Source organism: Chitinophaga eiseniae, from assembly GCF_012641265.1.
In the GTDB taxonomy this organism is placed as follows: domain Bacteria; phylum Bacteroidota; class Bacteroidia; order Chitinophagales; family Chitinophagaceae; genus Chitinophaga; species Chitinophaga eiseniae_A.
This window is the reverse complement of sequence record NZ_JABAHZ010000011.1, coordinates 1-12,229: the sequence shown is the minus strand read 5'-3', so window position 1 is coordinate 12,229 and position 12,229 is coordinate 1. Positions and strand designations below refer to the sequence as shown.

11 protein-coding genes are annotated in these 12,229 nt (G+C 46.2%); 7 read left to right on the top strand and 4 right to left on the bottom strand.

The window, feature by feature from the left end:
• Window positions 1-156 precede the first annotated feature (156 nt).
• From HGH91_RS28545 to HGH91_RS28535, 3 genes are all read right to left on the bottom strand, one after another.
• Window positions 157-552: an RNA-binding S4 domain-containing protein gene (locus HGH91_RS28545; protein WP_168742669.1), complete on the bottom strand. Its 396-nt coding sequence runs from the start codon at window positions 550-552 to the stop codon at window positions 157-159.
• A gap of 67 nt (window positions 553-619) precedes the next feature.
• Window positions 620-1,993, bottom strand: a complete 1,374-nt coding sequence (locus tag HGH91_RS28540; protein WP_168742668.1) for a dipeptidase — start codon at window positions 1,991-1,993, stop codon at window positions 620-622.
• A 170-nt stretch (window positions 1,994-2,163) separates the two neighbouring features.
• Complete coding sequence (locus HGH91_RS28535; RefSeq protein ID WP_168742667.1) at window positions 2,164-2,628, bottom strand: response regulator; 465 nt, start codon at window positions 2,626-2,628, stop codon at window positions 2,164-2,166.
• Window positions 2,629-3,018: 390 nt separating this feature from the next.
• On the opposite strand from HGH91_RS28535, the gene HGH91_RS28530 reads away from it, so the two are divergent.
• From HGH91_RS28530 to HGH91_RS28515, 4 genes are all read left to right on the top strand, one after another.
• Entirely contained in the window at window positions 3,019-3,606 is a 588-nt protein-coding gene (locus tag HGH91_RS28530; RefSeq protein WP_168742666.1) for a LemA family protein, read from the top strand.
• A 78-nt stretch (window positions 3,607-3,684) separates the two neighbouring features.
• Window positions 3,685-4,143 (top strand): TPM domain-containing protein, encoded by a 459-nt coding sequence (locus tag HGH91_RS28525; protein ID WP_168742665.1) that lies wholly within the window; start codon window positions 3,685-3,687, stop codon window positions 4,141-4,143.
• A gap of 35 nt (window positions 4,144-4,178) precedes the next feature.
• Window positions 4,179-4,952, top strand: coding sequence for a TPM domain-containing protein (locus HGH91_RS31460; protein ID WP_211092462.1), 774 nt, complete (start codon window positions 4,179-4,181; stop codon window positions 4,950-4,952).
• Between the two features lie 17 nt (window positions 4,953-4,969).
• A complete protein-coding gene (locus HGH91_RS28515) occupies window positions 4,970-5,893 on the top strand; it encodes a hypothetical protein (RefSeq protein WP_168742664.1) in 924 nt (307 codons plus the stop codon).
• An 86-nt stretch (window positions 5,894-5,979) separates the two neighbouring features.
• Here the strand turns inward: HGH91_RS28515 and HGH91_RS28510 are convergent, their stop codons facing one another.
• Window positions 5,980-8,529, bottom strand: a complete 2,550-nt coding sequence (locus tag HGH91_RS28510; RefSeq protein ID WP_168742663.1) for a M1 family metallopeptidase — start codon at window positions 8,527-8,529, stop codon at window positions 5,980-5,982.
• Window positions 8,530-8,663: 134 nt separating this feature from the next.
• Here HGH91_RS28510 and HGH91_RS28505 point away from each other — a divergent pair, with 134 nt between their 5' ends.
• The 3 genes from HGH91_RS28505 to truA all read left to right on the top strand — a co-directional run bounded on the left by HGH91_RS28505 (window position 8,664) and on the right by truA (window position 11,654).
• Complete coding sequence (locus HGH91_RS28505) at window positions 8,664-9,161, top strand: biotin/lipoyl-containing protein (RefSeq protein WP_168742662.1); 498 nt, start codon at window positions 8,664-8,666, stop codon at window positions 9,159-9,161.
• Window positions 9,162-9,200: 39 nt separating this feature from the next.
• Window positions 9,201-10,775 carry a DUF4476 domain-containing protein gene (locus tag HGH91_RS28500; RefSeq protein WP_168742661.1) on the top strand — a complete coding sequence of 525 codons (1,575 nt, stop codon included), beginning with the start codon at window positions 9,201-9,203 and terminating at the stop codon, window positions 10,773-10,775.
• 117 nt (window positions 10,776-10,892) lie between these two features.
• The gene (gene truA, locus HGH91_RS28495; RefSeq protein ID WP_168742660.1) at window positions 10,893-11,654 is read left to right on the top strand and encodes a tRNA pseudouridine(38-40) synthase TruA; all 762 of its coding nucleotides are present in this window, start codon (window positions 10,893-10,895) and stop codon (window positions 11,652-11,654) included.
• The last annotated feature ends 575 nt before the right edge of the window (window positions 11,655-12,229 follow it).

Below are 12,229 nucleotides of genomic sequence, written 5' to 3'. Positions count from 1 at the left end.
AGGTGGCAAAATTACTACGCAAAAGTGAGAAAATGTAGAAAAATGCGTAGGGGCTACAAATGTACCAGCCGGAAGGAGTAATCATAGCTAATTTTGTGCAAAAAAGGTGTCTTTGCCACACAAAGAACACCTTTCAAAATAAGTTAGAATAAGACGCTATTCCTCGTCACCTTCCATGAATCCTTCTATACTTCTGCGGTCTTTCTTGGTAGGACGGCCAATTTTACTCTGGCGCTTACCAGTCTGGAATACAGATGGAACATAGGCGGGGGCGAGTTTATCTTCGTCGGGGGTATTGTCGGTATAATATTTAATGGCTTCTGAGTAGGCTACCCGGTTGGAAATGATACCCACTACTTCAATCGCCCATTTACGGGCTTCTCCCCTGATTTCGAATTTATCGCCTATCGCTACAGGTTTGGCAGCTTTTACGGATGAACCGTTCATTTTCACTTTACCGCTATCGCAGGCATCGGCGGCCTGGCTGCGGGTTTTAAAAACCCTGATAGACCAGAGGTATTTATCAACGCGTACTTTTTCAGTGTTACTCATGTGATAAGCTTTTAACGTTTAGCCTACGCAGCTCTCCGCTATCAGCGGGGAGCTGCGTAGCCAAAGGCTATTTCTTCGCCAGTTCCGCAAAGTACTTGTGGAAGTACGGAATGGTTTCAATGCCTTTGTAATAGTTTGCTAAACCATACTTCTCGTTGGGAGAATGCAGGTTGTCGCTGTCGAGGCCAAAACCCATCAATACTGTTTTCAGTCCCAGTGTTTTTTCAAACAGAGCTACAATTGGAATACTACCGCCACCACGAACAGGAATAGGCGCTTTACCAAAGGTAGTATTGATGGCTTCATGGGCAGCTTTAAATGCAACAGAATCAGTAGGTGTTACATACGGACTACCTCCATGATGTTTGGTCACTTTCACTTTTACACTCTTAGGCGCAATGGCTTCGAAGTGTTTGGTGAACAGGTCAGATATTTCATGCCAGTCCTGGTTAGGCACGAGGCGCATAGATATTTTTGCAAATGCTTTGGAAGGCAATACGGTCTTAGATCCTTCGCCAGTGTAACCTCCCCAGATACCGTTCACTTCCAGGGTAGGACGGATGCCGGTTCTCTCGATAGTGCTATATCCTTTTTCTCCCCACACATCAGCGATGCCCAGGTCTTGCTTGTATGCTGCTTCGTCGAATGGTGCGGAGTTGAGGGCTGCTCTTTCATCGGCGCTCAATTCCTGTACTTTATCGTAGAAACCAGGGATGGTAATGTGATTGTTTTCGTCGTGCAGGGAAGCGATCATTTTAGCGAGGATAGTGGCGGGGTTGGCTACGGCGCCACCATATACACCACTGTGCAGGTCGCGGTTAGGGCCGGTTACTTCTACTTCCATATAAGCCAGGCCACGCAGGCCGGTATCAATGGAAGGTGTATCCAGGCTAATCATGGAGGTGTCTGAAATCAATACTACATCTGCTTTCAGGCGCTCTTTATTTTGTTCCAGGAAAATACCCAGGTTGGCGGAACCTACTTCTTCTTCCCCTTCAATCATAAATTTGATATTGCAGGGAATTGAGTTGGTTTTGTGCATGGTTTCAAAAGCCTTTACATGCATGTAAAACTGGCCTTTATCGTCGGCACTGCCGCGGGCGTATATATTACCGTCTTTGATAACGGGTTCAAACGGACCGCTATGCCACAGTTCCAGCGGATCTGCGGGCTGTACATCGTAATGGCCATATACCAGTACGGTGGGTAAGGAAGGATCTATTATTTTTTCTCCGTAAACGATAGGGTGACCTGCAGTCTGACACACTTCTACTTTGTCGGCGCCTGCTTCCTGCAAACGCTGTTTCACCGCTTCTGCACAACGTTGTGTATCTCCATTAAAACGGGAGTCGGCACTCACAGAAGGAATGCGCAACAGTTCCAGTAATTCCTCCAGGAAACGATCTTTATTCTCTGCCTGGTAATCTTTCCAAACTTGCATGTTTCAGGTATGATTAAGTTTACAATGTGGTGCAAGTTAACGGAAAATCAACATTCAGAAATTCGGTACCAGGGGATTTTGATAAACGGAAGCCGGCAAATACAGGCAGATAAAAGACTGGCTTGCTTCGGTTGGAAGCAAACCATTCAAGTCACTGCAGTGGGAAATAATCAGGAAATCAACTTCTGTCTTACCAGGAATTCCAGTTGCTGGTTTACATCCAGCAGTTTGGCGGTCAATTCTTTGTTTTCTTTACGGAGCGCATATACCTCATAAGCTTTGTCAATATTATGCTTCAGCTCCTCTTCGTTCCAGGGTTTGGAGAAATACTTGTATACCTGTCCTTTATTGATCGCGTCTACCACAGCATTAATGTCAGCATAGCCAGTGAGTAACATGCGGATGGGTTCGGGGTACTTTTCCAATATGGACTCAAAAAACTCAATCCCGGTGGTTTTGGGCATACGCTGATCCGAGATAATGATGTGAAATTCCTGCTCTGCCAGTAACTTTTCTGCTTCTTCCGCAGAGGTGGCAGTTACCACGTGGTACATCCTTCTGAATGAAGCTTTAAAGGCATTCAGATTGTGTATTTCATCATCAATATAGAGTATATGGATGTGTTGTGCACTCATTTAAGCAGACTTAGTTCCAAGTTATTGATAATAAATGAGTTAGAAACAATGAAACTTTTAATATCGATTTTGTATCCATTCTGCCTCATTCACCCTAAAATCATATTGTAAAACGTTCAACGTTTATTACTTAGCAAAGGTACATATAAACATACTGTTTTATGACGAATATTTCAAGGATGACTGAACTTTTTTAAAAAATTGCCGTTTCCTTATCCAATAGCTATTTAGTGGCTGAGTTTCCATATTTTCGTGTAGGCGTGAAAAGAGTGGTTTTACCGCTTTTTCAACTGTCTTTACCGATGAAAACAACTAGTTACACCGGCAATGCGGAAAATGGGAATGCGTTTTGCTCATTTGCCGGCACTTAAAATTCTAAATTTAATCCAGATGAAAAAAGGAGTTATTGTTATTGTAGTACTCGTAATTCTAGCTATGGCAGGTTGTGGAGGTTGTAATAAGTACAACGGATTGGTGAACCAGGACGAAAACGTGAAGAATAAATGGGGAGTGGTGCAAAGTAGCTACCAACGCCGCGCTGACCTGATTCCTAACCTCGTAGCTACTGTAAAAGGAGCTGCAAACTTCGAAACTGAAACACTGGAAAAAGTAATCCAGGCCCGTGCCAGTGCTACCCAGGTAAAGGTAGACGTAAATGACCTGAGCCCGGAAAAAATACAACAATACCAGGCTGCTCAAGGTCAGTTAAGCCAGGCGCTCGGCCGTTTACTCGCCGTGTCTGAAAGCTATCCCGACCTGAAAGCAAATGCCAACTTCCAGAACCTGCAGGTACAACTGGAAGGCACCGAAAACAGGATCAACGTAGCCCGGAATGATTTCAACCAGGCGGTAAACGGATATAACAGCTCTGTACGTACCTTCCCCGGTAATATCATCGCCGGCATCACTGGTTTCAAACAGAAAGGTTATTTCGAGGCGTCTGCTGGTTCAGAGAACGCACCACAGGTGAAATTCTAATACTACCCAAATAAAGGCTCCCGGCCGGCTGCATCTCTCTTTGATTTGTTGCCGGCCGGTCCCCAAAAAATACCAGGCATGCGCTTATTCCCTTTTAAAAGAAAAGAAATTTTTTCCGAGCCGGAGAAGAACAGATTAGTGCAGGCAATACGGGTAGCCGAACGGCTTACCTCCGGCGAAATCAGGTTGTTCGTGGAAAGCCACTGCAGCTACGTAAACCCGATGGATAGGGCCAAAGAAGCCTTTGTGTCGCTCGATATGGGAAAAACGCGGCTCCGCAATGGTGTATTGGTATACGTGGCCATTAAAGACCGGCAGTTTGCCATTCTCGGCGACCAGGGAATTCACGAAAAGGTAGGCGATGACTTTTGGGCAAAGGAAGCAGCACTCCTCATCAGCCATTTCCAGGATAACCGTATTATTGATGGCATTGAAGCCTGTATTGAGGAGATAGGAAGCTCGCTACGTACCCACTTTCCACACGAAGCCGGCAACGATGAGAATGAACTACCCGATGATATCGTCTTTAATATCTGACGACCACTCTTTTTAACGATTTTAGCTTTGATACAATGAGGATACTACGCTGGTTTTTACCGGGATTATTAATGATGGCGGGTTTGCTGGCGAATGCCCAGAATATACCGCCCCGGCCTAATCCTCCAACTTTAGTCAACGACTTTGCAGGTGTACTGTTGAAAAATGAAGATGATGCGCTCGAACAAAAGTTAGTCGCCTATTACGACAGTACCTCCACCCAGATCGCGATCGTCACCCTCAAATCTGTGGGCGAGTACGACATTAGCCAGGTGTCGTTAAAAATTTTACGCGATTGGGGAATTGGTACAAAAGGTAAGAACAATGGAATACTTATTCTTGTTTCAGTTGAAGACAGGAAGATCAGGATTGAAACAGGCTACGGCATGGAAGGCGTTGTGCCAGATGCAATCGCCAATGATATCATTAACCAGGCCATTAAACCCAACTTCCGGGAAGGACGCTATTATGAAGGATTAAATGCGGCAGTTGATGGGATCGTCAAAGCTGCAGCGGGAGAATATAAGGCTGATCCACGGCAAAGCAAGCCTGGCATTAGCCCCGGGGGCGTTTTCCTGCTCATCCTGTTGATTGTCATCATCGTTTCACTTATCAGTCGCGGTGGCGGCGGCGGTGGTGGTGGAACCACTTATAACAGGCGTGGTGGCTGGATTTGGCCAGTGATCGGTAGCGGTATGTTTGGTGGCGGCGGTGGCGGCGGCGGCTGGTCTGGTGGTGGAGGCGGCGGCGGCTTCGGTGGCTTCGGAGGAGGTTCCGGAGGTGGCGGAGGTGCCAGTGGTAGCTGGTAAAGCTTGAAAATTATTTTATGTCATACCTGAATGTGTTAAATGGAGATGCGATCCTTACCTTGTTCCGGCAAAGCGAGGTGCCGGGAGAAGTGGTAGTATGCCGGGAAATGATGTGCGAAGGCAAAGTAAAGTATACAAAAGACCTCGCTGTGTTTTTTGAAAGCAGGGCCAAACACCTCGAATACCAATACGGTATTGATAAACATACTTATTATACGAATGTAGTGCAGGAGCTGGAGAAGCTGGATTCCTTCAGCTCCGGTACAGATGAAATTATACTCTGGTTTGAATACGACCTGTTTTGCCAGGTCAACATGATATTCCTTCTCCACTATATCAACATTAAACTCCCCCAGGCGCCACCTGTCAGTATTGTTGATCTCCCACATCACCCGTCATCACCCGAAGTCCTGGCCCAGGTATTTAAACAACGGGTGCGGCTAAACGCCGATGACCTTGCGCTGGCTATCGACGTATGGGATGCCTGGTGCCAACATTCACCAAAGGAGTTGGAAAACATCAGTAAAAGATTCCCCGGTAATCTCCGTCACCTGCCCGTAGCTATTATCGCACACCTGAAACGATTTCCTGATAGTATCACCGGCCTGAGCGTGATCGAGAGCTATTTCCTCCTTCGCCTCGCCCTGGGCAGTTATCGCTGGTACGATCTGTACACGCTTTTCTGGAACGAATTGGAAATCTTTGGCTTCACCAATTTTCAGCTCGATATCCTGGTAAACCGTATGGTACGCGCAGGCGTGCTGGAAGAAAATGACCAGATGCTGAAGATAACCAGCCTGGGAAAGGAAATACTCAATGAAGAAGAAAATTACCTCGATTATTGTTCGTTGGAACACCGCTGGCTGGGTGGCGTTCGGCTTTCTGATAATACCTGGTGCTGGGATCATGAAACACAGGCCCTGGTAAATGTAGAGAGATAATATCGTTGCACAGTTATAAAAAGGTCGGGGGAGATGAAAGCGGCTAGCCGTTTCCATCTCCCCCGATCTTTTTATAGTAATATTATTTACTCTTTAATAGCAGTTCTGATCGTTTCCGCTGCTTTACGCAGATAGTCTGCCTGCTTAGTCAACTCATCCCTGTTGGCGCCGCTAACCGCAGTAGCTTCCTGGGCTTTGTTTTTGCTAATTTCCTGCATCCAGTTGCTGATGTAGGTGTTTACCTGCGGATTGTTGAACTGGGCCGTCATGGCTTTCACCTGGTCTACTCCCTTAACTACCGCATCGGTATTGCTGATCTTGGATAAGAAACCCAGGTAGTCGAAGGCAGCATTCAGCTTGTCCTGGCCGCTGGTTTCATCAAATTTAGTAGCTACAAAACCGATATCTGCTGCATTCCCTTTTCTTGCGTACACACTGGCGATAGCGCCTACCAGTTTACCTTTGGTATCGCTTTCCAGTTGCTTGGCAATGGTATATGCTTTATCCAGGTCCAGTGCAGATAAGCCTTCCAGGCCGGCAGCTTCTACGCCATAGGATTTGTCTTTGGTGGCTGCTTCAAACAGCGGGGCATATTCCACACTCTTTAACTCTGCCAGCTGTTGTAATGCAGCGGCACGTACCAGGGCGCTGGGATCGTTCTTGGCCAGTTCCACCACGATAGGCAATGTGGCTGCCTTTACAGCGCTGTTGCTCATGTTCAGCTTACCAATTGTGTAGCTTCTCAAGCCATGATACTTATCTTTTAAGGCAGCCTGTAAAAGCTTCACGGCATCAGGATTGGAAGCCTGCGCCTCTCCTGCTTCGTCGATAGCCTGGCGGCGATCCAGGTAGTTAGGCGCATGGGCGTATTGATACAGATAGGTGCTGAAGGAGCGGTGATCATCTACTTTAGACAATACCACTTTATCTGCATCTACATTTACCAGGTCAGGCTTTACGAAATAAGCATAAGTAAATGAATCAACCCTGTTTTCCATAAAGATATTATGACGGGCTACTTTACCGTTCTCATAAATATCAATGGCCATAGGGATCTGCCATACTTTAGCCTCTTTTTGAATCTGTTGTAAGATAATGGTCACTGTTTTAGCGGCGTCGTTGTATTTGTAGCTGATATCCAGTTGCGGAAAACCTTTACCAAAATACCACTCATTGAAGAACCAGTTCATATCACGTCCCGTTACTTCTTCAAAGGCCAGGCGTAGCTGATGCGCTTCTGTTGCTTTGAAGGCGTTGGTTTTCAGGTACAGGTTCAACGATTTAAAGAAAGCGGAATCGCCTACTGCATAACGCAGCATATTCAGGATACGGCCGCCTTTCTGGTAGGTAATCTGGTCAAACATGTCTTCCCGGTCGCGGTAGTGAAAACGTACCAGGTCTTTGTCGCCGGAATATTGTACCATCGACATATAGGATTGCGCCGCTTCCATGCTATGTTCATCAGCGGCATCTTTACCGTATTTATGTTCCAGCCACAGGTATTCGCTGTAGTCGGCAAAAGATTCGTTGACGGTCAGGTTGCTCCAGGACTCGGCAGTAGCGAGGTCGCCAAACCAGTGGTGAAACAGCTCGTGCGCAATAACGCATTCATTATAGTTGTTGTTGTCGAGCAGTTCCCGGTCTGTTTTCTGCATGAATTCACCATGCAGGGTTGCTGTGGTATTTTCCATAGCGCCAGAAACGTAATCGCGGCCGGTAATCTGTGAATACTTCACCCAGGGATAATCATATCCCAGTATTTTGGAATAGAAGGTCAGCATTTCCGGGGTATTGCCAAAGATATTTTTAGCATATTTCTCAAAAGGCTTCTCTACATAGTAGTTCACCTCTTTCCCGCGCCAGCTGTCTTTTATAATGGCATAATCACCTACGGCCATCATAAAAAGATAGGGAGAGTGGGGAAGATCCATTTTCCAGGTATCGGTGCGGGTGCCATCGGCATTACGTTTCTGGCTTACCAGCTTGCCATTGGAAAGGGTCACATATTTATTTTCCACCGTCATGCTGATTTCCTCAGTACACTTCTGGTTGGTTTTATCGATGGTCGGAAACCAGGCGGAAGAGCTTTCAGTTTCGCCCTGAGTCCATATCTGGGTGGGCTTATTGGGATCTTTTCCATCGGGATTGATAAAATATAATCCTTTGGCGTCGCTGATAGCCGCGCTACCTTTCACTTTGAGCTCATCGGGCTTGGCCGTATAGTTAATATGTATAATGTAAGATTCAGTTGGCTTGTATTGCTTGTCCAGTGCAATGTGCAGCTGCATGCCATCATAACTGTATTTCAGGGGATTATTTTTACCAGCTTTTACCAGGGCTACTTCCTTGATATCCATGCCTTTGGCATCGAGCGTAAGGGAATCGGTGGCATAGAAGTGAGGTTTCAGGGTAATCCAGGCCTTACCATACAGGTATCTTTTGGCATAGTCAAAACGTACATCCAGCTTGGTATGTACCAGATCGTTCACTTTAGTGGCAGAAGCGCGGTAGATTTTTAGTACGGGGTCGTCCTGGGCAGCTTTCTCAGACTGGGCCATCAGGGAATTTGAAAATCCCAGTCCGGCCATTCCTCCAATCAGCATTCCTATAAGGGATTGCTTCAGATGTTGATTCATGTAAAAGATGGTTTTAAACAAATGTATCGGCTTGACCGATTTTAAAGAGCCAAATTTAAACAAATGGGCTAAATATGAGGTAAGTGGTTAAAAATGCTATTTTTGTTATGGTTACTGGCCAATAAAACAGCATTATGATCAAAGCAATAGTGAATGGCAAATCTACATTTGCCGTGAATAACGATACAAAGGTTAGCATCGACAACCAGGCAGTAGATTGGTCAGCCGCGCAACTGCCTAACGGCGATTATAGCGTTATCATGGATGGCCATAGTTACCAGGCGCAGGTATTAAAGATGGAGAAAGACACTAAGACAGTGGTATTACAAGTAAACCAACAGGTGTTCGAAGTCGTTATTGAAGAACCTATCGATCAGTTACTGGCCTCTATGGGCATCAAAGATGCCATGACCAGGAAGGTGAATGATATTAAAGCGCCCATGCCAGGACTGGTACTGAAGGTACTGGTAACTCCGGGGCAGGCTATCCATAAAGGCGATCCGGTATTGATCCTGGAGGCTATGAAAATGGAAAATGTATTTAAGGCCACAGCAGATGCGGTCGTGAAAGAAATAAAAGTGGCAGAACGCACCGCCGTGGAAAAAGGCGAGGTGCTGATCGTGCTGGAATAATATTTGCACAGGGACAGTTTTTTTATACCAATCTATAGTATGCATCTCAGATTCAGGACAGTAACATTCGTTTGGGTGTGCCTGTTACTTTGCAGCCAGGCATGGGCGCAGGTACAGCATCACTACGTATATATTCAGAGCGAGAAGGGGCAGCCATTTTATGTAAAATATAATGGCCAGGTGTTGAGTTCCACGGAACGAGGCTATATTATCCTGCCACAGCTCAGCAGTGGAACGACTCCTATTACCGTGGGTTTCCCGAAAAATGAGTCGCCCGAAGTAAAGTTTGACCTGAGGATCGCTAAAAATGATCAGGGCTTCCTGCTAAAGAAATCAGGGGATGCCGCCTATTCATTATATGATCTGCAGTCATTCCGCGAAATAAAATCAGAAGAGGGCACTGCGGTGCAAACCGCCGCCACTGAAACGCCAGCTCCGGCAACGCCAGTGGAAGCAGATACAACAGCTCCTGTTCCAGATACAGCCAAAAAAGAAATGATGGCTAACCTCCAGAAAGACCTGGAAACCACTTTTGCAGATAAAGCAGTGGTAACTGGCCCGAATAAGCCTGCTAACCCCGTGAAACCAGCTGCCAATAAAGGAAATAGCTTTTCGTCCGCTTTAGATAAAGTGGTGGTAAGCGGAGATGATAGAAATGAGCCGGAACCGGAAGTAGCCGCTACGCCAGTGCCTGCGCAGCCTGCAACAGCACCTGCTGTGGACGAGCCGGAAGCGAAGAAAGGCAAGGGCCGGAAACATAAAGGCGCCCGGGAACCCTTAACAGAAGAAGAACAGGCGCTCCTGACCGAAGTAATGGCAGAAGAGAATAAAACCGCTGCCAGCGAAGCCGCTGCTGCCGATGCCGCCAAAGCCGCCACGGAAGAAGCACCTGTAAAGAAACAGAAGAAGCATAAACAGAGAGAAGGAGATCCTGATTTTATCGAGTTCCAGGATGATAAATCACCAGCGGCTCCTGTTGCTGCTAAAGACGCCGCAGTAGCTGTACCGGTGCCGGTGGTGGTAGAAGTACCGGTGGAAGCAACACCTGTGCCTGCGGAAGATCAGCCTGCCCCGAAGAAGAAGAAACGGAGTAAAATCTTCGATGATACGGAACACCCGGCCAACGTTATCACGGATGATTCCAGCGGTTATGGCGTAATGGCTCCCCGTTCTGACGAAGCACCGGTAAAGAGCAAGAAGAAAAAGAAACATAGCGATGAGGTGGAAATGGATGCTGCCGGGGCCCCGGTAGGCGCTGCAGTGGCGGCAGAAGAACCTGCGGCTAAGAAGAAATCATCTGAGTCCCGTCTGCTGAATTCAGATTGTACTAATATCATGGATGAAGCTACCTTTCGTAAAGTGTTGCGGAAGTTTGCTGCCGCCAAAACAGACAATAGCATGATCGACGTGTTTATGAAACAAACGCGGAACTATTGCCTGGAAACAGCACAGGTGAAAACCCTGGCGTCCCTGCTCACGGCCGATGATACCCGCTATCGTTTACTGGATGCGGCTTATCCCAAAACATATGATACCGAAAAATATGGTTCACTGGAGAATATCCTGATAGATGATTACTACAGGGGAAGATTCCGGGCCATGCTGCATAAATAGCCGGTAGTAGCCACATTATATTGTTACGGAGTTGTAGGTAGACGGATAAGAGATCGTCTACTCACAACTCCGTAATTCATTATTGGTAATTCGTAATTCTTTATTTTCGCCCCCGATATGAACAGGTACTTTATAGAAGTGGGTTACAATGGGGCGCAGTACAGCGGCTTCCAGGTGCAGGAAAATTCGCATACCGTGCAAGCCGAAATAGACAGGGCTTTGAGCCTGTTGCTGAGAGATACCATCATGAGCACGGGCTCCAGCAGAACGGATGCCGGCGTAAATGCGCGGCAGAACTTCCTGCATTTTGATACGGCAGTGCCGCTGCACCCACAGTTTTTATATAAGATCAATGCCATCCTGCCGGATGATATCGTGTTGAGGGGAATATACCAGGTACCTCCGGACGCTAATTCCCGCTTTGCCGCACTGTCGCGGTCATACGAGTATACTTTATATACGCATAAAGATCCGTTTATGAAAGACAGGGGTTACTTCTTTCCTTATAAAATGGATATCGCTGCGTTGCAGGAGGCTGCTGCGGTGATTAAAACCTACAGCGACTTTACCACCTTCTCCAAGCGCAATACCCAGGTAAAGACTTATATATGTAAGATCATGGAGTCTTCCTGGACAGTGGAAGGCGAGCGTATAGTCTATAACGTTACAGCTAACCGCTTCCTGCGTGGAATGGTGCGTGGATTGGTAGGTACTATGCTGAGAGTAGGGCGGGGAAAGCTTTCCATGGATCAGTTCCGGGAGGCGATAGAGCGTAAAGACTGTACAAAAGCCGACTTTGCAGTACCTCCCCAGGGACTGTTTTTAATGAATGTACAATACCCGGAAGGGCTTTTGACCCCCATTACGTTTATTCCCTGATAATTATTTTTGACGCTACAACCCTTTGTTGTAAAGGGTTGTAGCGTTTTGTTTTAAAATAAGCCAATAAAAAAATTGGAAGTGTGAAAAAAGCGCCTACCTTTGCGCTCCGCTTTGATAGAAAGCATGTATAAAAAGCTCTTTCACACACATCATTTCCCACTGATTTTTATAGCGATACAATAGCAGTTGTTATTGATAAATTCGGAAAATAAAATTTAAAAAATCTTTAAAAAGATTTGGTGGAAATGAAAAGTTTGCTACCTTTGCAACCCCAACGATAACGGGGCAACAAACGGAAAGCGAAGTTGAGAAAATTGAAATAAAAGATGTACGGCTAAAGGGCCACTGGGATCGGATCTCACGCATCGACAAACAATCTTTAGAGATTGAAAAGTTCTTTGAAAGAATGGAAACAACAGCACGAATCTAAGTAGTGATGCTTAGGTTCAAACACAGGTAATGTTAAAGCTAAACATAATTTAAAACGATCCGATTGATTTCGAGAGAAATTAGTCAGTATCAAAACTTCTTTACAATGGAGAGTTTGATCCTGGCTCAGGATGAACGCTAGC

What these genes read in the sequence shown, in the direction of transcription:
- HGH91_RS28545 (WP_168742669.1), bottom strand. Translation starts at nt 552, where the DNA reads ATGAGTAACACTGAAAAAGTACGCGTTGATAAATACCTCTGGTCTATC.
- HGH91_RS28540 (WP_168742668.1), bottom strand. Translation starts at nt 1,993, where the DNA reads ATGCAAGTTTGGAAAGATTACCAGGCAGAGAATAAAGATCGTTTCCTG.
- HGH91_RS28535 (WP_168742667.1), bottom strand. Translation starts at nt 2,628, where the DNA reads ATGAGTGCACAACACATCCATATACTCTATATTGATGATGAAATACAC.
- HGH91_RS28530 (WP_168742666.1), top strand. Translation starts at nt 3,019, where the DNA reads ATGAAAAAAGGAGTTATTGTTATTGTAGTACTCGTAATTCTAGCTATG.
- HGH91_RS28525 (WP_168742665.1), top strand. Translation starts at nt 3,685, where the DNA reads ATGCGCTTATTCCCTTTTAAAAGAAAAGAAATTTTTTCCGAGCCGGAG.
- HGH91_RS31460 (WP_211092462.1), top strand. Translation starts at nt 4,179, where the DNA reads ATGAGGATACTACGCTGGTTTTTACCGGGATTATTAATGATGGCGGGT.
- HGH91_RS28515 (WP_168742664.1), top strand. Translation starts at nt 4,970, where the DNA reads ATGTCATACCTGAATGTGTTAAATGGAGATGCGATCCTTACCTTGTTC.
- HGH91_RS28510 (WP_168742663.1), bottom strand. Translation starts at nt 8,529, where the DNA reads ATGAATCAACATCTGAAGCAATCCCTTATAGGAATGCTGATTGGAGGA.
- HGH91_RS28505 (WP_168742662.1), top strand. Translation starts at nt 8,664, where the DNA reads ATGATCAAAGCAATAGTGAATGGCAAATCTACATTTGCCGTGAATAAC.
- HGH91_RS28500 (WP_168742661.1), top strand. Translation starts at nt 9,201, where the DNA reads ATGCATCTCAGATTCAGGACAGTAACATTCGTTTGGGTGTGCCTGTTA.
- truA (WP_168742660.1), top strand. Translation starts at nt 10,893, where the DNA reads ATGAACAGGTACTTTATAGAAGTGGGTTACAATGGGGCGCAGTACAGC.